General features: G+C 74.1%; 21 protein-coding genes. 9 read left to right on the forward strand and 12 right to left on the reverse strand.

What is annotated here, in order from left to right; translation table 11 throughout:
• Positions 1–152: 152 nt before the first annotated feature.
• The 4 genes from ACZ4NT_RS09370 to yczE all read right to left on the reverse strand — a co-directional run bounded on the left by ACZ4NT_RS09370 (position 153) and on the right by yczE (position 3,596).
• Complete coding sequence (locus ACZ4NT_RS09370; RefSeq protein WP_003977404.1) at positions 153–527, reverse strand: RNA polymerase-binding protein RbpA; 375 nt, start codon at positions 525–527, stop codon at positions 153–155.
• A gap of 255 nt (positions 528–782) precedes the next feature.
• Positions 783–2,129, reverse strand: a complete 1,347-nt coding sequence (locus ACZ4NT_RS09375; RefSeq protein ID WP_121404474.1) for an MFS transporter — start codon at positions 2,127–2,129, stop codon at positions 783–785.
• Between the two features lie 40 nt (positions 2,130–2,169).
• Positions 2,170–2,937, reverse strand: coding sequence for a glycerophosphodiester phosphodiesterase family protein (locus ACZ4NT_RS09380; protein WP_121404475.1), 768 nt, complete (start codon positions 2,935–2,937; stop codon positions 2,170–2,172).
• Positions 2,934–3,596: a membrane protein YczE gene (gene yczE / locus ACZ4NT_RS09385; RefSeq protein ID WP_467724463.1), complete on the reverse strand. Its 663-nt coding sequence runs from the start codon at positions 3,594–3,596 to the stop codon at positions 2,934–2,936. Before yczE ends, ACZ4NT_RS09380 begins: the two co-directional genes overlap by 4 nt.
• Positions 3,597–3,695: 99 nt before the next feature.
• On the opposite strand from yczE, the gene ACZ4NT_RS09390 reads away from it, so the two are divergent.
• Positions 3,696–5,195, forward strand: a complete 1,500-nt coding sequence (locus tag ACZ4NT_RS09390; protein ID WP_121404477.1) for an SCO1417 family PLP biosynthesis transcription factor — start codon at positions 3,696–3,698, stop codon at positions 5,193–5,195.
• 58 nt (positions 5,196–5,253) lie between these two features.
• Here the strand turns inward: ACZ4NT_RS09390 and ACZ4NT_RS09395 are convergent, their stop codons facing one another.
• The gene (locus tag ACZ4NT_RS09395) at positions 5,254–6,909 is read right to left on the reverse strand and encodes a P-loop NTPase family protein (protein ID WP_467724466.1); all 1,656 of its coding nucleotides are present in this window, start codon (positions 6,907–6,909) and stop codon (positions 5,254–5,256) included.
• Between the two features lie 37 nt (positions 6,910–6,946).
• Complete coding sequence (locus tag ACZ4NT_RS09400) at positions 6,947–7,141, reverse strand: hypothetical protein (protein ID WP_121404479.1); 195 nt, start codon at positions 7,139–7,141, stop codon at positions 6,947–6,949.
• Positions 7,142–7,478: 337 nt separating this feature from the next.
• On the opposite strand from ACZ4NT_RS09400, the gene ACZ4NT_RS09405 reads away from it, so the two are divergent.
• From ACZ4NT_RS09405 to ACZ4NT_RS09420, 4 genes are all read left to right on the forward strand, one after another.
• Entirely contained in the window at positions 7,479–7,871 is a 393-nt protein-coding gene (locus ACZ4NT_RS09405) for an ankyrin repeat domain-containing protein (RefSeq protein WP_121404480.1), read from the forward strand.
• 302 nt (positions 7,872–8,173) lie between these two features.
• Positions 8,174–9,592 carry a HEAT repeat domain-containing protein gene (locus tag ACZ4NT_RS09410; RefSeq protein ID WP_121404481.1) on the forward strand — a complete coding sequence of 473 codons (1,419 nt, stop codon included), beginning with the start codon at positions 8,174–8,176 and terminating at the stop codon, positions 9,590–9,592.
• Positions 9,593–9,730: 138 nt separating this feature from the next.
• Positions 9,731–10,855: a glycosyltransferase family 4 protein gene (locus tag ACZ4NT_RS09415; protein WP_467724469.1), complete on the forward strand. Its 1,125-nt coding sequence runs from the start codon at positions 9,731–9,733 to the stop codon at positions 10,853–10,855.
• Positions 10,852–12,057, forward strand: a complete 1,206-nt coding sequence (locus ACZ4NT_RS09420; RefSeq protein WP_467724471.1) for a glycosyltransferase — start codon at positions 10,852–10,854, stop codon at positions 12,055–12,057. Before ACZ4NT_RS09415 ends, ACZ4NT_RS09420 begins: the two co-directional genes overlap by 4 nt.
• Positions 12,058–12,130: 73 nt before the next feature.
• On the opposite strand, the gene ACZ4NT_RS09425 is transcribed toward ACZ4NT_RS09420, so the two are convergent.
• The 5 genes from ACZ4NT_RS09425 to ACZ4NT_RS09445 are packed head-to-tail and all read right to left on the reverse strand — an operon-like array spanning position 12,131 to position 16,531.
• Complete coding sequence (locus ACZ4NT_RS09425) at positions 12,131–13,003, reverse strand: 5-oxoprolinase subunit C family protein (protein ID WP_121404484.1); 873 nt, start codon at positions 13,001–13,003, stop codon at positions 12,131–12,133.
• Positions 13,000–13,617, reverse strand: coding sequence for a 5-oxoprolinase subunit PxpB (gene pxpB, locus ACZ4NT_RS09430; RefSeq protein ID WP_121404485.1), 618 nt, complete (start codon positions 13,615–13,617; stop codon positions 13,000–13,002). Before pxpB ends, ACZ4NT_RS09425 begins: the two co-directional genes overlap by 4 nt.
• On the reverse strand, positions 13,614–14,372 hold the full coding sequence (locus ACZ4NT_RS09435; RefSeq protein WP_467724473.1) for a LamB/YcsF family protein: 759 nt from the start codon (positions 14,370–14,372) through the stop codon (positions 13,614–13,616). The genes pxpB and ACZ4NT_RS09435 overlap by 4 nt, the downstream gene beginning before the upstream one ends.
• Positions 14,373–14,390: 18 nt before the next feature.
• Positions 14,391–15,215, reverse strand: a complete 825-nt coding sequence (locus tag ACZ4NT_RS09440; protein WP_467724475.1) for a putative hydro-lyase — start codon at positions 15,213–15,215, stop codon at positions 14,391–14,393.
• The gene (locus ACZ4NT_RS09445; protein ID WP_121404488.1) at positions 15,212–16,531 is read right to left on the reverse strand and encodes an MFS transporter; all 1,320 of its coding nucleotides are present in this window, start codon (positions 16,529–16,531) and stop codon (positions 15,212–15,214) included. Before ACZ4NT_RS09445 ends, ACZ4NT_RS09440 begins: the two co-directional genes overlap by 4 nt.
• Before the next feature lie 176 nt (positions 16,532–16,707).
• Between ACZ4NT_RS09445 and ACZ4NT_RS09450 the strand changes: the two genes are divergently transcribed.
• The 4 genes from ACZ4NT_RS09450 to ACZ4NT_RS09465 all read left to right on the forward strand — a co-directional run bounded on the left by ACZ4NT_RS09450 (position 16,708) and on the right by ACZ4NT_RS09465 (position 24,807).
• Positions 16,708–17,412, forward strand: a complete 705-nt coding sequence (locus tag ACZ4NT_RS09450) for a GntR family transcriptional regulator (protein ID WP_121404489.1) — start codon at positions 16,708–16,710, stop codon at positions 17,410–17,412.
• A gap of 97 nt (positions 17,413–17,509) precedes the next feature.
• Positions 17,510–19,036, forward strand: a complete 1,527-nt coding sequence (locus ACZ4NT_RS09455) for a hypothetical protein (RefSeq protein WP_121404490.1) — start codon at positions 17,510–17,512, stop codon at positions 19,034–19,036.
• A gap of 203 nt (positions 19,037–19,239) precedes the next feature.
• Entirely contained in the window at positions 19,240–20,118 is an 879-nt protein-coding gene (locus tag ACZ4NT_RS09460; RefSeq protein WP_121404491.1) for a hypothetical protein, read from the forward strand.
• A 39-nt stretch (positions 20,119–20,157) separates the two neighbouring features.
• Complete coding sequence (locus ACZ4NT_RS09465) at positions 20,158–24,807, forward strand: hypothetical protein (protein WP_467724478.1); 4,650 nt, start codon at positions 20,158–20,160, stop codon at positions 24,805–24,807.
• Positions 24,808–24,842: 35 nt separating this feature from the next.
• Here the strand turns inward: ACZ4NT_RS09465 and ACZ4NT_RS09470 are convergent, their stop codons facing one another.
• On the reverse strand, positions 24,843–26,399 hold the full coding sequence (locus ACZ4NT_RS09470) for an APC family permease (RefSeq protein ID WP_467724480.1): 1,557 nt from the start codon (positions 26,397–26,399) through the stop codon (positions 24,843–24,845).
• Positions 26,400–26,410: the final 11 nt, after the last annotated feature.

Raw genomic sequence — 26,410 nt, forward strand, 5'->3', positions numbered from 1 at the left:
TACCCCGGCCCTCCATCCCTTTCCAAATGTGTGGCCGGGGGACGTCACCCCCCTCGGCCCAACCCACGCCGACCCCGAGAACCGGACGGGACGGGCCGCTCCCCGCGGTCGTCGTGCGTGTGTTGGTATGCCACCCAACCCCAGGGAAGGGGTTACGCGGACTTGCGGCTGTCCCGCGGATGTACCGCGATGTTCATCGCGCCTGAGCGCAGAACGGCCAGGCGCTCCTCGAGGACCTCTTCGAGTTCCTCTCGGGTACGCCGCTCCATCAGCATGTCCCAGTGCGTACGCGCGGGCTTGGCCTTCTTTTCCTCAGGGCCGTCGCCGTCCACCAGGAGTGCCTGGGCCCCGCAGACCTTGCACTCCCACTCCGGCGGGATCTCCGCCTCGACCGAGAAGGGCATCTCAAACCGGTGCCCCTTCTCGCATGCGTACTCCACGGCCTGGCGCGGGGCCAGGTCGATGCCGCGGTCCGTCTCGTAGCTGGTCACCACGAGGCGCGTGCCGCGAAGAGCTCGCTCACTCATGAATCGTGCCTCCCGGGCTTGTCGCCCACAGGACAGGTGTCGCTGTCGTCGTCATCCGGTCAACGTCCGGTCGGCGGTAAAGATTCCCGTTGTGGGTCATGCGTCGCCGTCGTAGCCGCCCCTTGTTGTACCCACCAGCGCCCGGTTTGTCACATCTATGAGCAGATGTCACCCGGCGTTTCGTGTTCTTTGACGCGCAGTAACGGTACGCCAGGCAGGCCAAACGCGTACACTACCGGCCTTTGGCGTCGCATGCTAAATCCTGGCCGGTACGGGATTGCCCGCGTCGCGCACGGCCTGCCTCACCGGGACCCGTGCGAGCAGCACGAAACCGAGGACGAAGAAGGCCACGAGCGAGACGATCGCGTCCCGATAACTTCCGGTCAGCTGGTAGGTGAGCCCGAAGAGCAGTGGGCCCAGCCAGCTCATGCCGCGGTCGCTCATCTCGTACGCGGAGAAGTACTCGGCCTCCTTCCCGCTCGGCACCAGATGCGAGAACAGCGAGCGGGACAGGGCCTGGCTGCCGCCGAGGACCAGGCCGATGCCGGCGGCGAGGACGAAGAACCAGACGGGCGCGCCCGCGGGCAGGAAGTACCCGGCGCCGAGCGTCACGGTCCAGGCGACGAGCGAGCCGAGGATCGTGCGTTTGGCACCGTAGGCGCGGGCCAGCCTGCCCATGCCCAGCGCGCCCGCGACGGCGAGCACCTGGACCAGCAGGACGGCCACGATCAGGGTGGACTGGCTCAGCCCCAGTTCCTCCGACCCGTACACCGAGGCCTGCGAGATCACGGTCTGGATGCCGTCGTTGTAGACGAGGTAGGCGAGCAGGAAGGCGAGGGTGAGCGGCTGCCGGCGCATGTCCCGGACCGTCGCCGCCAGTTGCCGCCAGCCGTGCACCGGCGCTCCGGCCGCGGCCGTCCGGCGGTCGCGCAGGGCCCTGAGCGGTACGAGGGTGAAGGCGCCCCACCAGATGCCCGCCGAGGCCAGGCAGATGCGGACGGCCGCCGACTCGGACAGGCCGAAGCTGTCGTGAGCGGTGAACAGGACGAGGTTCGCGACCAGGACCAGCGCACCTGCCGCATAGCCGAAGGCCCAGCCGCGGGACGAGACCGCGTCGCGCTCCTCGGGCGGGGCGATCTGCGGCAGATAGGAGTTGTAGAGGACCATCGAGACGGCCAGCGAGGCGTTGGCGACGATCAGCAGCAGTCCGCCCAGCAGATAGCGGTCACCGTCCAGGAAGAACATGCCCGCGGTGGCCGCGGCCCCCAGATAGGCGGAGACGGCGAGCAGCGGCTTCTTGCGGCCCGTGCGGTCGCCGGCGGCGCCGGCCAGGGGCATCACGAGGATCGCCAGGACCACGGAGGCCGACACGGCGTAGGCGAAGAAGGAACCGGCCCGGACCGGGATCCCCAGGGGGTGCACGAAGCCGTCCGCGTCCGCCGCCGACTTGGCGACCGCGGTCAGATAGGGGCCGAGGAAGACGGTCAGCACGCTCGTCGAGTAGACGGAGCACGCCCAGTCGTAGACGTACCAGCCGCGTTGTTCGCGTCGCCGCTCGGCGACCGCGGCGGTCTCCGGTGCCCGCACGGTGTCGGTGCCCACCCGTGCCCTCGCTCTCCCCTGAAGGACAGCGCGCGGGGGCTCAGACCCAGGTGCCCCGGTCCTCCAGGACCTTGCGCAGCGTGTCGATGTGATCGGTCATGATGCCATCGACTCCCAGGTCCAGGAGCCGGTGCATCCGAGCGGGTTCGTTCACGGTCCACACGTGCACCTGCAGGCCGAGCGCGTGGGCGGTGCGCACGAAGCGGCGGTCCACGACCGGGATGCCCGACTGGGTCTCGGGCACCTGGGCCGCGACCGCCGAACCGCGCAGGGCGGCCGGGATGCCGTAGGAGCGAAGCCGCAGGCCCAGGATGCCCCGGGTGCCGTACGAGGTGGCGAGGCGGGGGCCGGCCAGGCGCTCGGCGCGGGCGACCCGCGCCTCCGAGAACGAGCCGACGCAGACGCGGTCCCAGGCGCCGGTGCGGTCGACGAGCGCGAGCAGGGGGCGCAGTGCCCCCTCGGCCTTGACGTCGATGTTCCAGCGGACCTCGGGGAAGGCGGCGAGGAGGTCCTCGAAGAGGGGGACCGGCTCCCGGCCGGCCACGCGCGCCTGCCGCACGGCGTCCCAGGGGAGGTCCGCGATCCGGCCCGCACCGTCCGTCAGGCGGTCGAGGGTGGAGTCGTGGAAGGCGACGAGCCGGCCGTCGGCCGTCACGTGCACGTCCGTCTCGATGTAGCGGTAGCCCGCCTCGACCGCGCGGTGGAACTGGACCAGGGTGTTCTCCAGTCCGTCCGCCGCTCCGCCCCGGTGCGCGAAGGCGATCGGGCCCGGATGGTCGAGGTACGGGTGACGTATGTGCGTGCTCACCGGGGCAGTATCGCGCGCTCCGGTGAGCCGGCGGCAACCACCGTGCCGCCGCCCGGCGTCGGAGCGATGGCGAAGACGCGCAGGAAGAGCTGTGCCAGCGGGCCGATGGCCAGCGCGTACAGCAGGGTGCCGGCCCCGACGGTGCCGCCCAGGGCGAAGCCCGTGGCGACCACGGCGACCTCGACGCCGGTGCGCATCAGGCGGATCGAGCGGCCGGTGCGCCGGTGGAGGCCCGTCATCAGGCCGTCGCGCGGGCCCGGCCCGAAGCCCGCCGTGATGTACAGCCCGGTCGCCACTCCGTTGAGCACGATGCCCGCCACGAGGAGCGGGACCCGCACGGCCAGGGTGTGGGCGCCGGGCACCAGGGCCAGGGTGCCGTCCATGGCCAGGCCCACCACGAAGACGTTCGAGACCGTGCCGAGCCCCGGCCGCTGGCGCAGCGGGATCCACAGGAGCAGGACCAGCGCGCCGACCGCGATCGACACCACTCCGATGGTCAGGCCGGTCAGCTCGGCCAGGCCCTGATGCAGCACGTTCCAGGGTTCGAGGCCGAGCCCCGACTCCACCAGCAGCGCGGAACTGGCGCCGTACAGGGCCAGCCCGGCGTACAGCCGGACGAGGCGGCCGAGCAGCCGCCGAGGAACGGAGTGGACGGACAACGGAGGCCCCCAGTGGTCGAAGTGGACTGACGCGTGACACTCTGTGGTGAGGAAACGGACCTCATCCATGGCCAATTCGGGGAAGGTGGACTGGTCGTCATGGCGCAGTGGACTTCGGCGGTGGGGGCGGCGCAGCTCGCCCGGCTGCTCACCTCCCAGCAGGAGCGCCCCGCCGGCCCCGGCACCCGCCGCCCGCCGGCCTATCGCGCGCTCGCCGACGGCATCCGGCTGCTCGTGCTCGAGGGCAGGGTGCCCGTCGCCGCGCGGCTGCCCGCCGAACGCGAGCTGGCACTGGCGCTGTCCGTCAGCCGCACCACGGTCGCCGCGGCCTACGAGGCGCTGCGCAGCGAGGGGTTCCTGGAGTCCCGGCGGGGGGCGGGCAGCTGGACCTCGGTACCGGCCGGGAACCCGCTGCCCGCGCGAGGTCTGGAACCGCTGCCCCCGGAGGCGCTCGGCTCCATGATCGACCTCGGCACCGCCGCACTGCCCGCCCCCGAGCCGTGGCTCACGCGTGCGGTGCAGGGCGCCCTGGAGGAGCTGCCCCCGTACGCGCACACCCACGGCGACTATCCGGCGGGGCTGCCCGCGCTGCGCGCGATGCTCGCCGAGCGGTACACCGCGCGCGGCATCCCGACCATGCCCGAGCAGATCATGGTCACCACCGGTGCGATGGGCGCGATCGACGCGATCTGCCATCTGTTCGCCGGGCGCGGCGAACGGATCGCCGTGGAGTCGCCCTCGTACGCCAACATCCTCCAGCTCATGCGCGAGGCCGGGGCCCGGCTGGTGCCGGTCGCCATGGCCGAGGGGCTGGCGGGCTGGGATCTGGACCGCTGGCGGCAGGTGCTGCGCGAGGCCGCACCCCGGCTCGCCTACGTGGTCGCCGACTTCCACAATCCGACCGGCGCCCTCGCGGACGAGGACCAGCGGCGCCGGCTGGTCGACGCGGCCCGCTCCGCGGGGACCGTGCTGGTCGTCGACGAGACCATGAACGAACTGCACCTGGACGAGGACGTCGAGATGCCGCGCCCGGTCTGCGGGTTCGACCCCGCCGGCTCGACGGTGATCACCGTCGGGTCGGCCAGCAAGGCGTTCTGGGCCGGGATGCGCATCGGCTGGGTGCGCGCGGCCCCCGACGTCATCCGCAGTCTGGTCTCCGCCCGCGCCTACGCCGACCTGGGGACGCCCGTGGTGGAGCAGCTGGCGGTGAACTGGCTGCTGAGCACCGGCGGGTGGGAGCAGGCCGTGGAGGTGCGGCGGGGACAGGCCAGGGAGAACCGCGACGCGCTGGTCGCGGCCGTCCGGCGGGAACTGCCCGACTGGGAGTTCGCGGTGCCGCGCGGGGGACTCACGCTGTGGGTGCGCACCGGGGGGCTGTCGGGTTCGCGCATCGCCGAGGTGGGGGAGCGGGTCGGCGTGCGGGTGCCCTCGGGGCCGCGTTTCGGGGTGGACGGCGCTTTCGAGGGCTATGTGCGGCTGCCGTTCACAGTGGCGGGCGCGGTGGCCGAGGAGGCGGCGGTCCGGCTGGCCGCGGCGGCCCGGCTGGTGGAGACCGGCGCGAGCGGCGGGTCCGACGCGCCGCGCACGTTCGTGGCCTGAGCGCCCGCGCAGGACGAGCGGGCCGGGCCCGGGTGGGGGCCGGGCCCGGCCGACGGTCTCAGCTCTCGGCCACCGCGACCTCGGTGGAGAGCGGCTCCAGCACCGGAACGGAACGCTTCTCCGGCTCCGCGGCCGGCTTCTTCTCCATCTCCACCGCCCGTTCCGCCTCGGCCTCCACCGGAGGCAGCTGCTCGGGCCCCACCGGAGTCGTGCGCTCCGGCAGCAGGTCGAGCACCGCCCGGCGGTGGGCCTCGCTCGTCGCGTCGTCGTACGGGTCCGGGGTGGCCGGCACCTGCAGACGGTGCACCGGGCCCGAGCCGAGCCGGGCGTAGCCCCGCCCGGCCGGGGTGTCCGGGGTCGGTGTGGTGTGCGGGGGCACGCCCAGCACCGCCTGGAGCTGGGACGCGGTCGCCGGTCCGAGCACCACACGCGCGCGGGTGTGCTGCCGTACGGCGTCGGAGAGGGCGTCGAGGCTGTCGAACTGGTCGGCCACCACGACCGTGACATTGGCCGCGCGACCGTGCCGAAGCGGGACCTGGAGCAGGGACTGGGGGTCCTTGCGGCCGTCCGCCGCGGCCATCAGGCCGAGTGTGCCGGGGCGGTCCAGGATGATCCACAGCGGGCGCCTGATGTCGTCCGGTGCGGGCCGGCCGGCCTGCCGGGCGCTGTTGGCCGCCACCAGCCGGCGCTCCGTCTCGTGCGCGGCCCACTCCAGACTGGTGAACGCGCCGGTCAGGCTGCACTCGACGGCCAGCACGCCGTCGCGGCCGGTCAGACAGGCGAACTCGCCGGTCCCGCCGCCCTCGACGATCAGGACGTCGCCGTGCTGGAGCGCCTGGAGGGCGATCGAGCGGAGCAGCGTGGTCGTGCCGCTGCCCGGCTCGCCCGCGACCAGGAGATGCGGCTCCGTCGAGCGGACGCCCGTGCGCCAGACGACGGGGGGAACGTCGCGCTGCTCCTCGCCGTGGGTGAGGGGGAGCGTGCGCTGGACGTCGCTCGGGTCGGTGAAGCCGAGGACCGTCTCGCCGGGCGCGGTCACGAAGCGCTGGGCGGCGATGTCGGTGGGGAGCGGGGACAGCACCGAGACCGACAGTTCGTTGCCCTCCTCGTCCCAGACGAAGTGGTACTCGCGGCCGCGCCCCGACTTCGCGTGCAGCAGCTGCTCGATCCGGGCGCGGGACTCCGCCTCGCCGTCCGTGAAGTACGCCGGATAGCGGACGAGTAGCCGTGACACCCGGCCGGATTCGTCGAACTCGTACGACGGGAAGGCCTTCTCCCACTCGCCGCCGTGGGCGTAGAGGGGAGCGGGGTCCTCCGCGGCCGAGAAGTACGGGACGAGCGCCTCGTACAGCGACTGCAGGCGCTTGGTCTGCGGCTCGTCGGGGCCCGTGGGCTCCGCCGGCCGCTGGTCGCGGCCCTTCCAGGCCGCCGCCGCCATCACCGTGATGACGGCCAGCAGCGGCCCGTACGGCACCAGGGCCACGACCAGGACCACCGAAGCGACCAGGAACAGGAGCGGCCCGCGCCGGTCCTTCGGTGTGTCGGCCCACCTGCGCCGCCCGGCGGCAGCCAGCCGGCGCAGTCCACGAGTGATCGTGATCAGTGGGTGGAGGACATCGGTGGCGCTGTCGGCCGCCGTCCGGGCCAGCTCCCGGCTCCGGGCGATCTGTGCGCTGCCGTTGCTCAGAATGCGGGGAAGAGGGCGCCGCGCCACAGCTGTCTCCTGATCGTGCGTGCGTAGGGGAGGGGCGTCAGAACTTGATTCCGCCGAGGAGGCCCGCGAGGCTCTCGCCGCCCGCCTTGATGCTCGGCGCGATGGCCGTGCTGGCGAGGTAGAAGCCGAAGAGGGCGGAGACCATGGCGTGCGACGCCTTGAGTCCGTCCTTGCGGAAGAAGAGGAAGACGATGATGCCGAGCAGAACGACGCCGGAGATGGACAGGATCATTTTTGGCTCCTGGTTGTGGGGACAGTCACCATGAGTTCTTCCAGGCTCACAGGATGTATCCATACGATAAAAGGTGCAACTGAGTGAAATTCCCCAGATTTCCCCCGAACGGCGGAGCCGTCGGAGCCACCCGAGCCGTGCCCGACGTGTCCGGCGGTGTCCGTGCTGATCTTTGCCTCGGTCGGCGCCGCTCATGTGCTCCCGGAGCCAGTACGCTGGCGATTCACCCGTACGGCCGCGCCGCTCGCCGCCGTACCCTCCCGGGCGCGACGGCACCGCTCGCTGTCGTAAGCTCCCGCAGTCCCCGAAGTAGTCGTAGTGAGAGGCGGTCCGGCCGATGAGTGAAGCCCCCGACCCCGAGGTCGTGGAGCTGGCGACCAAGATCTTCGATCTGGCGCGCCGCGGCGAGACCGGAACGCTCGTGGAGTACGTCGACGCGGGCGTCCCCGCCGACCTCACCAACGACCGGGGCGACACCCTCGTGATGCTCGCCGCCTACCACGGCCACGCCGACGCGGTGCGCGCCCTGCTGGAGCGCGGTGCGGAGGCGAACCGGATCAACGACCGGGGCCAGACCCCCCTCGCCGGAGCCGTCTTCAAGGGGGAGGAAGCCGTGATCCGGGTGCTCCTGGACGGCGGCGCCGATCCGGCCGCGGGCACGCCGTCGGCGGTCGAGACGGCCCGGATGTTCGGCCGGACGGAACTGCTCGAACTGTTCGGCGCACACTGATCTCACTGCCCTGACCAGGCAGAACGCAAGAAACGGGGGAGGCGGTACGGGGCCGCCGGAAATGCGGTCGCGGCAGGAAGAACCGCTGGGTCATCATGACGTCGTGATTCACGGACGCGATGGCTGGGCAGGTGTTGCCGCACCGCGCGGGCCCGTGACGCGGCCCGCACGGGCCACCGACGAGAGGCAGAGGAAGATGGTCTACAGCAAGCAGGAAACGGCGGGCGCCCCGACGTGTTGTCACGCGGCCAGGTAAAGCACGATCCCCGGTTGCGTCGACGCTTGATGTGAGGCTGTTTCCCATGTTCGATCCGGTCATAGCGCCCAGCGGTACGCTGCTCGGCCTGCTCCAGAGGGGCCGCGGTGACGGCACGCTGCACGCGCTCACCGCTCCGCGCGCCGAAGCGCTCGCGGCACTCGACCACTGTGTGCTGCGCGACCCCCGCCACGACTGGCAGGTGGAGAACCGCTCCCTCTACTACGCCCGTCTCTACCTCGACCTGAACGGTGAGCTCGACGCGATCGAGCGGCACCTCTTCGACACCGAGGACGTCCTCGACACCTGCGAGTCCCGCACCGGGCTCGCCCTCGCCGTCCTCGGCCACCTCGCCTCGTACGGCAGGCGCGACGCGCTGGAGCTGCTGCGCAGGTACGCCGCCTCCGGCACCAACTGGGCCTGGGCCCTGGACGAGCTGGCCCTGCGCGACGACGACGCGGGCCTGCGCAGCCTGGCCGCCCCCGTACTGGCCCGCTTCCCCGCCGACGCGGCCGGGGAGGCCGAGCTCGCCGCCCAGGTGCGCGACGCCTTCGAGCCCCGGCCCTGGCGGCTGTGGGCCGAGGATCCGCGCGCCTCGGTCGGTGCCCGGGTGCGGGCCGCCCAGGAACAGGGGTCCTTCGACCGCTGGCAACGCCAGATGCGTCCGGCCGGGCCGCGACCCGGCTGGAGCGTGCGGGCCGTCTTCGACTGGGCCCAGGAGGGGCTCGACCGCGGCGCCGCGCTCCATGTGCCGGCCGCCCGCTGCCTGTCCGCCGTCGCGGGGCCCGAGGACCGTCCGGAGATCGTCGAGGCCGCTCGCAGCGGCGGCGACGGAGCCCGCTGCACCGCCCTGCGCTACCTCGCCGACAGCAACGATCCCGCCGCCCTCGATCTCGTCGAGGGCGCCGCGGCCGAGGGCACGGCCCTGGTGGTGGAGGCCGCCGTGGACGCCTTCGAGCGCATGCGCAGCGTGGCCGCCGTCGACCGGGCCCGCAACTGGGCCCACCGTCCCGACGCCCTGGGCGCCGCCGCCGGCCGGATGCTCGCCTGCCGGGGCGGCGCACAGGACAGCGAACTGGTCCTGGGCGCCCTGCGGGAAGCGGTCCGCGGCGAAGGGCCCGACGCGCCGACCCTGTGGACGCTCGTCGACGGTGCCGGACGCCTCGGCATCACCTCCGCGGGACCCGTCCTGCGCCACGTCTACCGCGAGACCGCCTCGTCCCATCTGCGCGGCCGGGCCGCACGCGCCCTGGCCGCCACCGACCCCTCCTTCCCCGCCGGCTTCGCCGTCGAGTGCCTGTGGGACTGCGAGGAGTCCACCCGCGAGGTCGCCGCGCGGCACGCGGAGACCGGCGACGCCCGCGTCGTCGACCAACTGCGCCGGCTCGCCGCGGACCCGGCCGAGGAGGCCGAGGTGCAGACGGCGGTACGCAGCCGGATCGGACCCGACATGCCCGCCGTGTGAACACCGGATGACCCGCGGGCGGGCGGTCGTGGCCGCGGGCCGACCTGCGCGGGTGCGCAGCGCAACGCTCACGGGACGTTCCTCGCCCGGACAGATCCACGTCGACGCGGCCACGTCCGGCGCGACGACAACACGGGTATGCGTGTCGTCATCGTCACCGAGTCCTTTCCCCCCGATGTGAACGGCGTGGCCCACTGCGCCCTGCAGACCGCCCGGCATCTCGCCGACCGCGGCCATGCCCCCCTCGTCGTCGCCCCGGCCACCGCGGCCGGGCACGGCCCCGACGCCCTGGCGCCCTGCCCCGTCGTCCGGGTCCCCTCCCTGCCGCTCCCCGGCTATCCCCAGGTCCGGGTCGCCCTCCCCAGCCGCCGTGTCGCCGCGGCGATCGCCGAGCACCGCGCCGACCTCGTCCACCTGGCGGGCCCCTTCGTGCTGGGCGTCCGCGGCATGGCCGCCGCCACCCGGCTCGGCATCCCCGCCGTCGCCGTCTACCAGACCGATCTCGCCGGGTACGCCCGGACGTACATGGGGGCGGGGGAGGCCGCGGCCTGGCGGCGGATCCGCTCCGTCCACGCCGCCGCCGACCGCACCCTGGCCCCGTCCAGCGCCGCGCTGCGGGATCTGGAGGCGCACGGTGTGCCCCGGTTGAGGCTGTGGCCGCGCGGGGTCGACGCCGTCCGCTTCCACCCCGCCCGGCGGGACGAGGCGCTCCGGCGTGAGCTGGCGCCCGGCGGCGAGCTGATCGTCGGATACGTCGGCCGGCTCGCCCCGGAGAAGCAGGTCGAGCTGCTCGCCGGGGTCTGCGGCCTGGCGGGCGTGCGGGTCGTCGTCGTGGGGGACGGGCCGAGCAGGCCGGCGCTCGACGCGGCGCTCCCCGGTGCCGTCTTCCTCGGCCGGCGTACCGGCGACGACCTCGCGAGGATCGTCGCCTCGCTGGACGTCTTCGTGCACACCGGGCCCTTCGAGACCTTCTGCCAGACCGTGCAGGAGTCCATGGCCTGCGGAGTACCGGTCGTCGCGCCCGCCGCGGGCGGGCCGCTGGACCTGGTCGCCCCCGGACGCACGGGGCTCCTCGTCCCCCCGGGTGACCCGGACGCGGTGCGGGACGCGGTGTGGTCGCTCGCCGCCGACCCCGCGCTGCGCGCCGCCTACGGGGCCGCGGGACGGGCCGCCGTGGAGGGGCGCAGCTGGGCGGCCGTCGGCGACCTGCTCGTCGGGCACTACGAGGACGTGCTCGCCACACGGACGGCGGTGGCCGCATGACCCCGCCCGCGGACACCGCCCGTACGGAGGGCGCGGCCGGCCTGCGGATCGTGCGGGTCGCCAACTTCGTCGCACCCGCCTCGGGGGGCCTGCGGACCGCGCTGCGCGAACTGGGCGCCGGGTACCGTGCGGCCGGGCACGAGGCCGTGCTGATCGTCCCCGGGGACCGTGCCACCGACCGGGAGACCGCCCAGGGGCGGGTGATCACGCTGCCCGGGCCGCCGTTGCCCGGCACCGGTGGCTACCGGGTCCTCACGGACCGGCGGCGGGTGGCGGCCCTGCTGGAGTCGCTCGCGCCCGACCGGCTGGAGGTCTCCGACCGGACCACGCTGCGCTGGACCGGGGCGTGGGCGCGGCGGGCCCGGGTGCCGGCCGTGATGGTCTCCCACGAGAGCGCCGACGGCGTCCTGAGGGCCTGGGGACTCCCCGGGGCGGTGGCCCGGCGGGCCGCGGACGCCCTCAACACCCGTACGGCGCACACCTATGCCCGGGTGGTGTGCACCACGGAGTTCGCCGAGCGCGAGTTCGTGCGGATCGGCGCCCGCAACGTCGTAAGGGCTCCGCTGGGCGTCGACCTGGCGGGGTGGCACCCCGCGCTGCGGGATCCCGCGGTGCGGGCCCGGCACGCGCGCGTGGGGGAGACCCTGCTCCTGATGTGCTCCCGGCTGTCGGTCGAGAAGCGGCCCGGCACGGCCCTCGACGCCCTGGAGGCGCTGCTGCGGCGGGGACGCCGCGCGGCGCTCGTCGTGGCCGGCGACGGGCCGCTGCGCTCCCGGCTCGAACTGCGCGCCCGGGACCGGGGCCTGCCCGTGACCTTCCTCGGGCACGTGGCCGACCGGGCGGCGCTCGGAGCGCTCCAGGCCTCCGCGGACCTGTGCCTGGCGCCGGGGCCCGCCGAGACCTTCGGGCTCGCCGCCCTGGAGGCGATGGCCTGCGGTACACCGGTGGTCGCCGGCGCCTCGTCCGCGCTCCCCGAGGTGATCGGGGCCGCCGGTGCCTGCGCCGCGGGCGACGGCGGGTCCTTCGCGGACGCGGTGCTGTCGCTGCTGGCGCGGCCGGAGGGTGAGCGGAGGAAGGCGGCACGCGCGCGTGCCGAGTGCTTCGGCTGGGGCGCGGCCGTCGCGGCCTTCCTCGCCGCGCACGACGCGGCACCCCGGGCGGCCGGCCCGCCGAAGGGCTCGCGCGTCCGGCTCACGCGGTGACCGGGAGCGGGACTCCGCCGGACCCTCGAGTGCGGTGTGCGCAGGCCTGGTTGCCGGGAGCCGGCCGCGGAGGTCAGGGGCGGCGGCGCACCGCCACGAAACGGACCGGTGTACCCGGGACGGCCTGTGCGGTCGCGGGCAGGTCGGCCGGACGGACCACGGCGACGACCGGATAGCCGCCGGTCGTCGGATGGTCCGCGAGGAAGACCACCGGCCTGCCGTCCGGGGGTACTTGGACCGCGCCGAGGACGAGGCCCTCGCTGGGCAACTCCCCGGGGACGGCACGCTCCAGGGCCGGCCCCTCCGTGCGCAGGCCGATGCGGTTGCTCGCGGACGACACCCGGTAGGTGCGGCCGGTGAGCGTACGCAGCGCCGCGGCCGTGAACCAGTCGTCACGCGGCCCGAGCGTCACGCGCAGGACCAGGGCGGAGGGCGGCGCGGGGTGCGGAGCGACGTCCACGCGCGCGTGGGTGCCGCCGGGTGGGCCGAGCGGAAGCACCGTGCCGTCCGTGAGCGGAGGGGGACCGAGGCCGGAGAGGAGGTCGGTGGAGCGGCTGCCGAGCACCGGTTCCACCCGCACGCCGCCCCCGACGGCCACATAGCTGCGTACACCCGCGGACGCGGGACCGACGTCCAGGAGGGCTCCTGCGGGGACCCTGACCGGAGCGCCCCAGGGCACCGGCCGTCCGTCCACCGTGACCGGGCAGGGCGCGCCGCCGACCGCCACGGTGACGGCACAACGCGGCCGCACGGCACAGCCGTTGAGCGTGGTCTCCAGGACTGCGGCGTCGGGCGGGTTCCCGACGAGCCGGTTCACCAGCGCTGCCGACGGCGCGTCGAGCGCCCCGGAGCGCGGTACCCCGACATGGGCGTGACCGGGGCGCCCCCGGTCCTGCACCGTGGTCAGGGCGCCGGCGCGGACGACGGCGAGTGCGTGGTCCGTCATGAGCCGCCCGCCGGTACGAAGCGGACCCGGGTGCCCGGCGCCAGCAGCGCGGCCGGCACCCGGTGGTGGTCGAACAGGACCGCGTCCGTCGTGCCGATCAGCTGCCAGCCCCCGGGCGAGGAGCGGGGGTAGACGCCGGTGTACCGGCCCGCGAGACCCACGGAACCCGCGGGGACGGCCGTCCGAGGGGTCGCGCGCCGGGGGACGTCGTACCGGGCGGGGAGCCCCGTGAGGTAGCCGAAGCCGGGCGCGAACCCGCAGAAGGCGACACGGAACTCGGTCGCACTGTGAAGGCCGGCCACCTCCTCGGGGGCGACCCGCCACAGCGCCGCGACCTCGGCCAGGTCGGGGCCGTCGTAGCGTACGGGGATCTCCACGATCCCGTCGGCGCGCGCCGGCAGCCGTGGGATCTCCCAGCCGGTGAGCCGCTCCGCGAGGCGGGCGGGGTCCGGCACGCCGTCCAGGAGGACCGTGCGGGCCGCGGGCACGATCTCCCCGACGCTCAGGGCGCCGTCCGCGCGGCGCCGCAGCAGCTCCGCGTGCAGCGCCTGGGCCTCCTCGCCCGAGGAGACCTCGACCAGCAGGGCGTGCTCGCCGACCGGCAGCGTCCTCACGCGAACGCCTCCACGCGGACGCCCGAGGACTCCAGGCGGGCCCGGACCCGGCGGGCGAGGTCCACCGCGCCCGGTGTGTCCCCGTGCAGGCACAGGGAGCGGGCCCGGACCGTGATCCGTTCCCCCGAGAGGGCCGCGACGACCCCGGAGCGGGCCAGGTCCAGGGAGCGTGCGACGACCCCGTCCCCGTCCGTGATCACCGCACCGTCCCGGGAGCGGGGGACCAGCGTGCCCTGCGGTGTGTAGGCGCGGTCCGCGAACGCCTCGGTGACGACCGGCAGTCCGGCCCTGCCGGCCAGCTCCAGCAGGCGGGAGGACGGCAGGCCAAGCACGGGGAGGCCGGGTCCCGCGAGCACGACTCCGTCGACGACCGCTTGCGCCTGCTCCTCGTCGTGCACCACCCGGTTGTAGAGCGCGCCGTGCGGCTTCACGTACGACACCCGCGTGCCGGCCGCCCGGGCGAAGACCTCCAGAGCGCCTATCTGGTAGGCGACTTCGGCGGCCAGCTCGTCGGGCGGCACGTCCATCGCGCGCCGCCCGAACCCCGCCAGGTCGCGGTAGGAGACCTGAGCGCCGATCCGTACCCCGCGGTCGGCCGCCAGTTCGCACACCCGCCGCATGGTGATCGCGTCCCCGGCGTGGAAGCCGCAGGCCACGTTGGCGCTGGTGACGACGGACAGCAGCTGTTCGTCCTCCGTCAGCCGCCAGCGGCCGAATCCCTCGCCGAGGTCGGCGTTCAGGTCGATCGGGGTCATCGGATCCCGTTCCCTCGCTCAGGCCACGCGGTACTGCTCGTCGCGGGCGTCCGTGATGAACATCTGCCCCGGCGCGTGGGTCAGCGCGAAGGGCGGGCGCGACGCCATGACCGCGGCCTGGGGCGTCACCCCGCACGCCCAGAACACCGGGATGTCGTCGGGTTCGGTGTCCACCGGATCGCCGAAGTCCGGGGCGGACAGGTCTCCGATGCCGAGGGCGGCCGGATCCCCGCAGTACACGGGGCTGCCGTGCACCGCCGGCAGCAGGCTCGTCTCCCTGATCGCGGCGGCCAGGTGCTGCGGCGGCACCGGACGCATCGACACCACCACGGGCCCGTGCAGCCGTCCCGCCGGGCGGCACTGACGGCCGGTCACGTACATCGGGACGTTGCGGCCCTGGTCGATGTGGCGCATCGGCACGCCCGCCTCGGTCAGCGCCCACTCGAAGGTGAAGCTGCACCCGATGAGGAAGGAGACCAGGTCGTCGCGCCAGTGGCCGACGGCGTCCGTCGGTTCGGCCACCAGTTCGCCGTGCTCCCAGACGCGGTAGCGGGGCAGGTCCGTGCGCAGGTCCGCGCCCGGCGCGAGCGGTGTGGTCCAGGACCCGGCGTCGGTGACGTCGAGGACCGGGCACGGCTTCGGATTGCGCTGGCAGAACAGCAGCATGTCGTACGCCCAGTCGGCGGGGACCGAGATCAGGTTCGCCTGGGTGTGCCCCGCGGCGACGCCCGCGGTGGGTCCCGACAGGCCCGCCCGGAAGCGTTCCCGGGCCGTGCCGGGGGTCCACGCGTGCGCGTGTCCGTCCAGCAGGGTCACGGCACGGTCATGAGCGGTGCGGGTCACCGGAGCTCCCTCCCCCGGGTCTCGGGAAGCCCGAGCAGCGCCAGCGCCGCCAGGCCGTAGCCGATCGCGCCGAACACCAGGGCCCCGCCGACGCCCCAGCTGTCGGCCAGGAAGCCGACCAGGGTGGGGAAGACGGCGCCCACCGCGCGGCCCGTGTTGTACGTGAAGCCCTGTCCCGTGCCCCGGACCGCCGTCGGGTACAGCTCGCTGAGGAACGACCCGAAGCCGCTGAAGATCGCCGACATGCAGAAGCCGAGCGGGAAGCCGAGCACCAGCAGGAGGGTGTCGGCGCCGCTCGGGATGTTGGCGTAGGTCAGGATCCCGAGGGCGGACAGGACCGCGAAGAGCAGGATGTTGCGCTTGCGGCCCAGCCTGTCGGTCAGATGGCCGCCGGTGAGATAGCCGATGAAGGCACCGGAGATCAGGAACGCCAGATAGCCGCCCGTGCCGACGACCGACAGGCCGCGCTCGGTCTTCAGGTAGGTCGGCACCCAGGTGGCCAACGTGTAGTAGCCGCCCTGCACACCGGTGGAGAGCAGCACCGCGAAGACGGTGGTGCGGAGCAGACCGGGGGCGTCGGCGGTGCCGGGACTGAAGATGGCCGTGAAGGAGCCCTTCCGGGGGTTCCTCTTCCGCTCGGCCTCCGCCTCCGGCGCGTCGTGCACCCGGCGGCGCACCCAGACGACGAGCAGCGCGGGCAGCGCACCCGTCCAGAACATCACCCGCCACGCGAGGTCGTCGCCGAGGAACTGGAACACCAGCGTGTAGACGACGACGGCCAGTCCCCAGCCCACGGCCCACGAACTCTGGACCGCGCCGAGAGTCCGTCCGCGGTGCCTGGGGCTCGCGTACTCGGCGACGAGGATCGCGCCGACCGCCCACTCCCCGCCGAAGCCGAGTCCCTGCAGTGCCCGGAACACCAGCAGCGTCTCGTAGTTGGGGGCGAAGCCGCAGGCCACCGTGAAGACCGCGTACGTGATCACCGTGATCATCAGGGCCTTGACGCGTCCGATCCGGTCGGCGACCACGCCGGCGACGGCACCGCCGATCGCCGAGACGACCAGCGTGACGGTGGTGAAGAGACCGGTCTGGCCGCTGTCGAGCCCGAAGTAGGCCGCGAGCGCGACCATGCTCAGCGGCAGCGTGAAGTAGTCGTAGGAGTCCAGGGCATAGCCGCCGAACGCGCCGCCGAAGGCGCGGCGGCCCTGCGGACCGAGTGCGTGCAGCCAGCCCAACGGGCCGTCGTCGGAGGGGGTTTCGCCGGTTCCGGGCCCAGGGCCGGTCTTCAGGGCCTGAGGGGGAGGGGTCGTGCTCATGGGCACCTCGCAGTGAGGGACGAAGGGTGCGTGAGGGGCTGAGCCGTGCCGTGCCGTGCGGAAGCGGTGGCGCCGGACGGATGCGGCCGGCGCCTGACCGTCAAGGTAGGGGATCGTTGAACGATCCTTCAATACCCGTGTTGTCTCGTTCTCGTGTCTGCGGTTGAATTCCGGGCATGGCAGAGCTGACGGGACTGGCCGACGACCGCGCCCTGCTGGGCCGCACCAGCACCGCCGAGCGGGTGTCGGACATCCTCAGGAGCCGGATCGCCGAGGGGTTCTTCCCGCCCGGTACGCGGCTGTCCGAGGACAGCATCGGCGGCGCGCTCGGAGTCTCCCGCAACACGCTGCGCGAGGCGTTCCGGCTGCTCACCCACGAGCGGCTGCTCGTGCACGAACTCAACCGCGGGGTCTTCGTGCGGGTACTCACCGTCGAGGACGTGACGGACATCTACCGCACCCGCGGCCTCGTCGAGTGCGCCGTGGTCCGGGGCCTGGGCGAGCCGCCCTACGCGGTGGAGGGGCTCGCCGCGGCCGTCGCGGAAGGACAGCGCGCGGCGCAGGAACGTGACTGGAAAGGCGTCTCCACCGCCAACATCCACTTCCACCGGGAGCTCGTGGCGCTCGCCGGGAGCGCCCGCACCGACGAGGTCATGCGCAGCGTCTTCGCCGAACTGCGCCTCGCCTTCCACGTCGTGGACGACCCACGGCGCCTGCACGAGCCCTACCTGGCACGCAACCGGCAGATCCTGCAGACCCTCCAGGCGGGCCGGCGGGACGAGGCGGAGACGCTCCTCGCGCGGTACCTCGACGACTCCCTCGCGGGGCTGGTGGAGGTGTACGCGCGCCGGGTGTCGGACGGCGGGAAGGGCCCCGGCTGAGGCCGGCGGACCTCGCGGCGGGCGCGCGGGCCCCGGGCGCCTGGGCGCTTCTGCGTCGTTTCGACCGTTGTCGGACCGAGGACCTAGTCTGTGCACCGTGACTTCGCCTGCATCGACGGACCGTGTTCCGCCCCAGCTCAGCGCGGCGCCGCGCCCCGCCCCGGGTCCGGCCGCCGACGAGGGACTGGCGCGGCGGCTGCGCGCGCTCGCCTGCACCGCGCCGCTGCACGACCTCGACGCGCGCAAGGCCAACCTCGCGGGCGAGTACTCGGTGTACGGGATGGCGGAGGTGGCCCTCGCCGCCATCGACCTCGTCACGCTGAACATGGACTTCGACACGGGCGCCGACCACGACCAGATAGTCGCCCGCCTCATCCCCCGCATCGCGGCCCAGGCTCCCCGGCGGCCCGTCGCCGAGCACGAGCGCGTGGCCCGCTGGGTCCTGGAGAACCTGATCAACGTCGGCAGCGTCGACCGCGGCTTCCGGGCGGTCTACGGGACGTTCGCCTCCGACGGTTCCTACGTCCGCCGCGACTACGACTTCAAGCTGATCGAGGAGGTGCCCGGCTACGGCGGGAGCGTCTACCTCCGGACGACGGACGAGGCGGTGAACGTCCTCGTGGGTGCCCTCGACACGGACGTCACCAGCGCGCAGATCGCCGCCGAGGTCAAGCTGGAGGTGCTGATCAGCCGCGGCCGCCTCGCCGACGCGCAGCTCGCCGCCGAGCAGGCCAGGTACCGCACCGTGCAGTACTCGGAGACCCTGCGCAGAGCCCTGGACGCGACCCGGCGCAACGTGCGGGCGGTGGACTGGCTGCAGGCCGTCCCCGACATGATCGCGGAGGCCCTCGACCACGTCGCCGACCGCTACCGCCACGAGAACGCGATCCTGACCAACATCCGCAAGGCCCGGGACGAGTCCGAGGACTCCGAGCAGAAGCGGCGCGCCGCCGAGCTCGTCGACATCGTCAAGGACTGCATCCGTCGGCACACGCAGCTGCAGTCCCGGCTGCTGGAGGCGGGACCGCTCTTCCGTGCCGAGCAGGACCGGCAGGCCTTCGCCACCCCCATGACCACCTCGGGGATCGATCTCTACGGTCATCTCGTCGCCCCCGTCCTGCCCCTCCCGGTCGAGCAGGCGACGCGCGTCACGGACGCCTTCTTCGCACGCGGGACGGGACTGCGCACGCCCATCTCGGTGCGCGTCGCGGACCTGGTGGACATACTGCTCACGCCTCCTGTGGAGCGTGAGCACCTCGGCGCCGAGATGCCGGAACCCGATCTGATCGCCACGCCGGACGACAGTCGCTTCAGCGAGGAGCAGCTGGCGGCCGCCATGGAGCTGCTCGAACTCCCCGCCGACGCGCCCCGGCGGCTCTCCGGACTGCTCGCCGAGGCCCGTCGCAAGGACCCCGAACTGCCCTATCTCGTCGCCCTGTTGGCCGTCCACGCGGCCAGCCCGCCGGTCGGGACCGCCTACCGGCAGGGCGAGGAGAAGCTCCTGTTCGCCGTGGACGACGGGACCGAACTGGACGACCCCGAGTTCGGCGGCGCCGATCTCATCGTCGGCACGGCCCTGCTGGACGCGGCCGGGATGGCCGCCGGCCGGACGGAGGCGGCGTGAACGCCGTGTCCGGGCCGCCGTCCGGGCCCGGCTCCCGGTCCCCGGGCGGACGCGGGCGGACCCGGGCGCCCGCGGCGCCCACCGACGGCCCGGGGAGCCCCCGCCGCGGTGCCCGAAGCCGCGCGGGGAATCCGCCCGCTGCCGTACCGCCCGCCCGTCCGGGCGTCGTCACCCCTGTACCGCCGAACCGAGGAGCCTGAGCCGTGACCGAGCACGTCGAGTGGAGTGAACCGGAGGCCGCCGCCGTGCCGGCGAGCGCCGCCGTCACCCCCGCCGACGCCGCCGACGCGGCGCGGCTCGTCGCCTTCGGGCTGCAGCCCAAGCTGCAGCCCGCCCGCGACCAGGAGTACACGGAGCTGCTGCGCCGCTACCGCGAGGACCCGCCGTTCGCCCGGCTCGCCGACGCCGTGGCGGCCGGGCTCGGCCTGGTCGTCCTTGAGGTGTCCCCGCGCGCGGGGATGGCCGTGACCGCGGCCGAGGACTCCGTGTTCGCCGTCCGCATGGGCGACTACGCCCGCCGGACGTCCGCCGACTCCGGCGACCGGTTCCTGCACGGCCTCGCGCACCTCGCCGTCGCGGCCATGGCGTTCCCGCGACCGGAGGACCTCGCCGACGACGGCTACATCGGGCGGGTCACGGTCAACGGCGTCGACGCCTTCGTCCGGCAGGCCTGCCGCCGGCTGGAGGAGCGGGCCGACGAGCAGGGGGAGAACACCGACCCGGCGACGGACGCCCCGGGACTGGAGGCCGCCTGGCGGATCTGGGCGCGGCGCAGCTCCACCGGCGCCACCAAGGACGCCCGCAGACTGGCCGGTTCGACGACCGGCATCGTCGGCAAGGCCGTCGCGTTCCTCACCGACTCCGGCTTCCTGCAGCGCACCGGGGACGACTCAGGAGGGACGTACCGGACGACCGCCCGCTACCAGCTCCAGGTCCGCGACATGGCGGGCAGCGCCGCCCTGGCCGAACTGCTGGAGCTGGGCGTCGTCCCGGTCACCGACGGCACCGCCAGCCTGCTGCCCGCCGAGGACACCGACGACCTGGAGCTGGTCGCCGACGCCGGGCTGCCGTTCCATTCCTGACCGCACCGCCTCCCCACACGATCACGAGAGTCCGCCGCCATGTACGAGCTGTCCCGGGTACGCCTCTACTCCATCGGGCCCGCCGGTGCGCGCTATGCCGACACCGTCCTGGACCTGAGGGGCGTGGGCGAGCCCGTGCCCGACCCCGCGCCCACCCAGGCGGAGTTCTTCGAGGAGGAGCCCATCGGGCCGCCGCGCCGCCCCGCACCCGCGGGCGTGCTCTTCCTGGAGAACGGCGGCGGCAAGTCGGTCCTGCTCAAGCTGATCTTCTCGGTGATGCTGCCGGGCCACCGGAACACGCTCGGCGGCGCCAGCTCCGGCGTCCTGCGCAAGTTCCTCCTCGCGGACGACTGCGGGCACGTGGCACTCGAATGGCAGCACACGCTGACCGGGGAGTGCGTCGTCGTCGGCAAGGTGAGCGAATGGCGCGGGCGCCAGGTCTCCAACGACCCGCGCAAGTTCGCCGAGGCCTGGTACTCCTTCCGGCCCGGCCCCGGACTGAGCCTCGACAATCTGCCCGTCGCCGAGGCCACCGCCGTACGGCCGTCCGTCGAGGGTGTCTCCGGGGCGCAGGGGCGCCGCCGCACCATGAAGGGCTTCCGGGACGCGATCACCGAGGCCGGCAAGGCGTACCCGCACCTGGAGGTCCACTGGGAGGACATCCACGACCGCTGGAACGAGCACCTCGGCGACCTCGGCCTGGACCCCGAACTCTTCCGCTACCAGCGCGAGATGAACGCGGACGAGGGCGAGGCGGCCGGCCTCTTCGCGGTCAAGAAGGACTCCGACTTCACCGATCTGCTGCTCCGCGCGGTCACCGACACCCGGGACACGGACGGGCTCGCCGACCTCGTCGGCGGCTTCGGCAACAAGCTGGGCCGCCGCGCCGAACTCATCGCCGAGCGGGACTTCACGGCCGGGTCCGTGGACCTGCTCGGGCGGATCGTCGACGCGGCCGAGGCCCGCGGCCGCGCCCGGGACGTCCACACCGGCGCCGAGCGGCGCACCCGCACCCTGGCCCGGCGCCTGTCCGCACGCTCGGTGCAGGAACGGCACCGCGTGGGCGACCTCGCCGGACAGGTCACGGCCGCCGCGCACACCGTCACCGAGGCCGAGGGCGCCCGCTCCAGGAGCGCGCTGATCGCGGCCGAACTGGCCTACCGCCACGCCTCCCTGGCCCTGGCCGGGGCCGAGCGCTCGGCGGCCGCCCAGAAGCGGGAACTGGCCGACGCGCGGACATTGCACGCCGCCTGGCAGGCCGCCGAGCTCGTCCTGCGGCACCGCGCCGCCGCCGACCGCTCCGCTCGGGTCGCCGCCGCGATCCGGGAGGCCGAGCGGGACGCGGCCCCCGCGCTCGCCGCCCGCGCCAAGGCCGCCGTCGACCTCGTCCGCGCCCTGCACGGTGCCGCGGAAGGGGCCGAGGCGCTCGCCAACGAGGAGGAGGAGCGCTCCGCCGGACTGCAGGAGATCGGCGAGGCCGCGCACCGCGACGCGACGGCCGCCGCCACCGAGGCGCAGCGCGCCCGCAGCGAGGTCGGACACCTGCGCCAGCGACTGGCCGAGGTCGAGCAGGAGACCGCCGAGGCGGTGCGCGCCGGCTGGCTGGACGACAGCGCCCCGGACGCCGACCCGGCGCGGGCCGCGCTGGCCGCCAGCGACGCGGAGAAGTCGGCCGTGGCAGCGTGGGACGCCGCCCGCGACGCCTCCCGGCGCGCCTCGGAGCACGCGAGGGAGGCGGCCTCCGCCGCGTCCCGGGCCGAGCTCACGGCGGCCCGCGCGGCGGACGCGGCCACGGCGGCGGAACGTGCCTACGACGCCGAGCAGCGCACCGCGCTGTCCCTGGCCGGCGAGGAACGGCTCACCGAACTGCTCGGCCTGCCCGGCGCCCCGGCCCGGACCGGCGTCCCGCAGCCCCGGCGGGACGAGAGCGCCGGGGAGGCGGGCCCTCCCGGGGGCGCCCCGCTCACTCCGGAGGAACTGGACCGGTACGCCGACGAGTTGCGTGAGCTGCTCGACCAGGGCGTCGCCTCCGCCGAGCGTCACCTCTTCGAACTGAGGACGGCCGCGGCCGACGACGCGCGGATCCTCGGCGCCCTCGGCGACGGCGGACTGCTGCCGCCCGGCCCCGACGTCCTGGCCACCGTCGAATTCCTCGGCGAGCACGGCATCCCGGCGCTGCCCGGCTGGCGCTACCTCGCGCAGGCCGTCGACCCCGCCGACCACTCGCGCGTGCTGACCGCCCGCCCGGAGCTGGTCGACGGCGTGATCATCACCGACCCGGACACCCACGCCCGGGCCCGGCAGGCGCTCGGCGAGGCCGCCCTGCTGCCGCGCTCCGCCGTGGCCGTGGGCACCGCCGCTGCGCTGCTCGCCCCCACCCCGGCTCCGGGCGAGGGCAGCACCGACGTGTTCCTCGTACCGCCGAACCCGGCCATGCACGACGAGCACGCCGCGGACGAGGAGCGCCAGGCACTGCGCGGCCGCGCCGCCCGCCGGGACGAGGAGATCCGCACGCTCGCGGCCCGCCTCGGCAAGGACCGCGAACTGGCCGCCCGGCTGGCCTCGTGGCGGGCCGGGTGCCCGGCGGGGCGGCTCGTCGAGCTCGCCACCGCCGCCCGCGACGCCCGCGCCTTTGCCGAGGAGGCGGAGGCCGAACTCGCCGAGGCCCGGGCCGTCCGCGCCGAGGCCGACGAGGAGGCGGCCGAGGCCGCCCTGGTGCGGGACGAGCGGCAGGACGCCGCCCAGCGGGCCCGGCGGGCGGCCGACGCCCTGGCCGGACTCGCGTTCCGGCTCCGCGAGCGCGCCGGCTGGCAGGTCAAACTGCGGGAACTGGCGGACGAGGCGGCGGAGTCGGAGACCCGAGCCCAGGTCTGCCTGGAGCGCGCCCGCGCCGCCGACGAGGACCGCCGCGCCGCTCAGCGCGCCGCCGACGACGCCCGCCGCACGGCCCGCGCCCTGCGCGCCGAACGGGCCGAGATCGCGGGCGTGCCCGACGACATGCAGGAGGAGGACGGCGGCACGCCTGGAGCCGCCGACGGCACCAAGACCTCGCTGCCCGCCCTCCGCGAGGCCTACCGCGCCGCCTCCCAGCTGTACGAGAAGGTCGGCGTCGGCGCCGACCTGCGGGCCGAGCAGGCGCGGGCGGAGAGCGACGAGAGCGCGGCGATCGCCGAGTTCGAGCGGCTCAGCAACAAGGTGCGCACCCGCGCCGGGCAGCTCCTGGAGTCTCCGGACGGCTCCGACGGTCCGTCCCGGCAGGCCGCGGCCGCCCGCGCCGAGGAACTCGTGCAGCTCCTGGAGACCCGGATGTCGACCGCGAGCGAGCAGCTCGGGCGGCTGCGCGGTGAGGCGGAGCGGCACGCCCCCGAGGACGGCGAGACCCACACCGAACTTCCCGAGGAGCTCACCCCCCGGGACGCCGAGCACGCCCAGGCGCTGCTGCGCACCGCGACCGCCGAACTCGCCGCCCGCACCGAGGCGTTGCGCCAGGCGCGCGAGGCGCACGCCGAGCTGCTCGACGCGCACCGCGCCGCGGAGGACGCGGCCGGCGGCTTCGAGGAGACGGCCGCTCTGCTCCGGGACCTGCTGCGCGAGCACTCCGAGGAGGAGCAGGAGGAGACCGAGCCCTATCCGGGCACGCTGGAGGAGGCACGGCACGCCGCCGCCGAGACCCGCCGCTCGCTGCGCGGTTGCGCCGCCGACCTGTCCGCCGCCGAGGCCGCCGTGCGCGAGGCGAGCGACATCCTCGTCCGGCATGCCAACTCCACGCGCTACGAGCAGGTGCGCACCCCGGCCCGGCAGCAGATCCGCGAGCTGCCGGCCGCCGCGCTGCCCGAGCACGCGCAGAAGTGGGCGGACGCGTTCGCGCCCCGACTGAGGGTGCTCACCGACGAGTTGGCGCAGCTGGAGCGCAACAGGGACTCGATCGTCGACCGGCTGCGCGGGCTCGTGGAGTCGTCGCTCGCCACCCTGCGGTCCGCGCAGCGGCTCTCCCGCCTGCCGGAGGGGCTCGGCGAGTGGTCCGGGCAGGAGTTCCTGCGCATCCGCTTCGAGGAGCCGGACCAGACCACCCTCACCGAGCGGCTCGGCGAGGTCGTCGACGAGGCCACCCGTGCCGCCGTCAAGAAGAACTCGGACATGCGGCGCGACGGTATGTCTCTGCTGCTGCGCGGCGTCAGCGCCGCGCTCCAGCCGAAGGGCGTCGCCGTCGAGATCCTCAAGCCGGACGCCGTGCTGCGCGCCGAGCGCGTCCCCGTCGGACAGATGGGCGACGTCTTCTCCGGCGGCCAGCTGCTCACCGCCGCCATCGCCCTGTACTGCACGATGGCGGCGCTGCGCAGCAACGACCGGGGCCGCGACAAGCACCGGCACGCGGGCACGCTGTTCCTCGACAACCCGATCGGCCGTGCCAACGCGACGTACCTGCTGGAGCTCCAGCGTGCCGTGTCCGACGCGCTGGGCGTCCAACTCCTCTACACGACAGGCCTGTTCGACACGACCGCGCTCGCCGAGTTCCCGCTCGTCATCCGGCTGCGCAACGACGCCGACCTGCGCGCCGGGCTGAAGTACATCAGCGTGGAGGAGCACCTGCGGCCGGGTCTGCCGCGGGAGGCCTCCGCGGGGGAGTCCGGGCACAGCGAGATCACCGCGACGCGGATGTACAAGCGGCCGGCGCCGAGCGCGTCGTAGTCGAACGAGGCCCGTTCCGTGCGGAGTCGCTCCCCTCAGTCGGCCGCCGGGGCGGCGGTCGGCGCGGCGGCCTCGGACGGCAGCCGGTGCTCGGCGAGGACGCCGGTGCGGTGCCGCTGCACGAACCAGTAGTAGGCGAAGCCGCCCCCGGCGATGACCGCGACGAAGAGCACGGCGCCCCATCGCAGGTACCAGTGGTAGGGGGCGGCGGCGTTGTAGACCTCGGCCCGCGGCCAGATCAGGTTGAGGGTCATGGCCGCGCCCCAGACCACGGCGAGGAGGTTGACCGCGAGGCCCCAGCGGCCCAGGGAGAACCTTCCGTCGCCGGCGGGCTGCCACCTGCCGCGCAGCCGGGCCACCAGCATCGGAGCCGTCACGCCCAGGTAGGCGAGGTAGATCATGATGATGCCGATGCTGGTGACGACCGTGAAGATCTGCGGCTGGCGGATGTTGACGACGAGGATCGCCACGGCGAGCACCCCGATGATCACCGCGGGGAGCACCGGGGTCTGGAAGCGGGGGCTCACCCGGGCCATCAGGGCCGAGGCGGGCAGATTGTTGTCCCGGACCATCGCGAAGGCCAGCCGGATCGCCGCCGTGTGCACGGCGAGCGCGCAGACCGTGACCGCGATCAGCACGCACCACAGCATCGCCTTGCCGGCCGTCGGTCCGAGCACGTCGAGGACGATGTACTGCAGTCCGTCGGTCGACAGCCTCTCGCCCTTGAGACTGGAGACGCTCATCAGCGCGAGCAGCAGGACCAGGCCGCCGAGGACGAACGACGCGACGATCGCCCGGATGATGGCGCGCGGAGCGTTGCGCGAGGGGTCCAGGGACTCCTCGCCGAGCGAGGCGGCCGTGTCGAAGCCGTACATGACGTACGCGGAGGCCAGCGAGGCGACGAGGAACGGGCCGAGGTAGCCGAGCGACTGGCCCGCCCCGTGCCCCTGCGTCTCCATGACGACCTGCGGTCCTCGCGTGATGTGGACGGCGAACAGCACGATGAGGACGACCGTGGCGACCAGTTCGATCAGGACACCCGCGCTGTTGATGGTGGCCATGAGCTTCACGCCGAAGGCGTTCACCAGGGTCGTGAAGAGGATGAGCACCGTGGCCAGGACGACCGCGTTCGTCGCGACGTCGTACGTCCCGGTGCCGTCCCCGACGAACTGGAACACGGACGAGATCTGCGGCAGCGTCAGCTGGTAGGCCAGCGCCACGGCCGCGATCGAGACGATGGAGGCGATCAGCATCATCCAGCCGGCGAGCCAGCCGAGATGCGGATTGCCTATCTTCTTCGACCAGTTGTAGACGGAGCCGGCCACGGGATAGCGGGCGGCCAGCTCGGCGAAGCAGAGGGCGACCGCGAACTGCCCGACGAAGACCATCGGCCAGGACCACCAGTAGGCGGGACCGCCGCTGCCGTAGCCGAAGTAGAAGAGCTGGAAAGTGCCGGTGAGGATCGAGATGTAGCTGATGCCGGCGGCGAAGGTGTGGAAGTTGCCCAGGGTGCGCTTGAGTTCGGGCCGGTAGCCGAACTCGGCGAGTTCGGAGTCGTCGTTCTTCTCGGCGATGGGCGGACGGGCGGTCATGGGCGGCCTCC

Source organism: Streptomyces sp. NPDC026417 (assembly GCF_055567695.1).

What these genes read in the sequence shown, in the direction of transcription:
- ACZ4NT_RS09470 (WP_467724480.1), bottom strand. Translation starts at nt 26,399, where the DNA reads ATGACCGCCCGTCCGCCCATCGCCGAGAAGAACGACGACTCCGAACTC.
- ACZ4NT_RS09400 (WP_121404479.1), bottom strand. Translation starts at nt 7,141, where the DNA reads ATGATCCTGTCCATCTCCGGCGTCGTTCTGCTCGGCATCATCGTCTTC.
- ACZ4NT_RS09370 (WP_003977404.1), bottom strand. Translation starts at nt 527, where the DNA reads ATGAGTGAGCGAGCTCTTCGCGGCACGCGCCTCGTGGTGACCAGCTAC.
- ACZ4NT_RS09445 (WP_121404488.1), bottom strand. Translation starts at nt 16,531, where the DNA reads ATGAGCACGACCCCTCCCCCTCAGGCCCTGAAGACCGGCCCTGGGCCC.
- ACZ4NT_RS09425 (WP_121404484.1), bottom strand. Translation starts at nt 13,003, where the DNA reads ATGACGGACCACGCACTCGCCGTCGTCCGCGCCGGCGCCCTGACCACG.
- ACZ4NT_RS09435 (WP_467724473.1), bottom strand. Translation starts at nt 14,372, where the DNA reads ATGACCCCGATCGACCTGAACGCCGACCTCGGCGAGGGATTCGGCCGC.
- ACZ4NT_RS09390 (WP_121404477.1), top strand. Translation starts at nt 3,696, where the DNA reads ATGGCGCAGTGGACTTCGGCGGTGGGGGCGGCGCAGCTCGCCCGGCTG.
- ACZ4NT_RS09415 (WP_467724469.1), top strand. Translation starts at nt 9,731, where the DNA reads ATGCGTGTCGTCATCGTCACCGAGTCCTTTCCCCCCGATGTGAACGGC.
- ACZ4NT_RS09450 (WP_121404489.1), top strand. Translation starts at nt 16,708, where the DNA reads ATGGCAGAGCTGACGGGACTGGCCGACGACCGCGCCCTGCTGGGCCGC.
- ACZ4NT_RS09465 (WP_467724478.1), top strand. Translation starts at nt 20,158, where the DNA reads ATGTACGAGCTGTCCCGGGTACGCCTCTACTCCATCGGGCCCGCCGGT.
- ACZ4NT_RS09420 (WP_467724471.1), top strand. Translation starts at nt 10,852, where the DNA reads ATGACCCCGCCCGCGGACACCGCCCGTACGGAGGGCGCGGCCGGCCTG.
- ACZ4NT_RS09410 (WP_121404481.1), top strand. Translation starts at nt 8,174, where the DNA reads ATGTTCGATCCGGTCATAGCGCCCAGCGGTACGCTGCTCGGCCTGCTC.
- ACZ4NT_RS09405 (WP_121404480.1), top strand. Translation starts at nt 7,479, where the DNA reads ATGAGTGAAGCCCCCGACCCCGAGGTCGTGGAGCTGGCGACCAAGATC.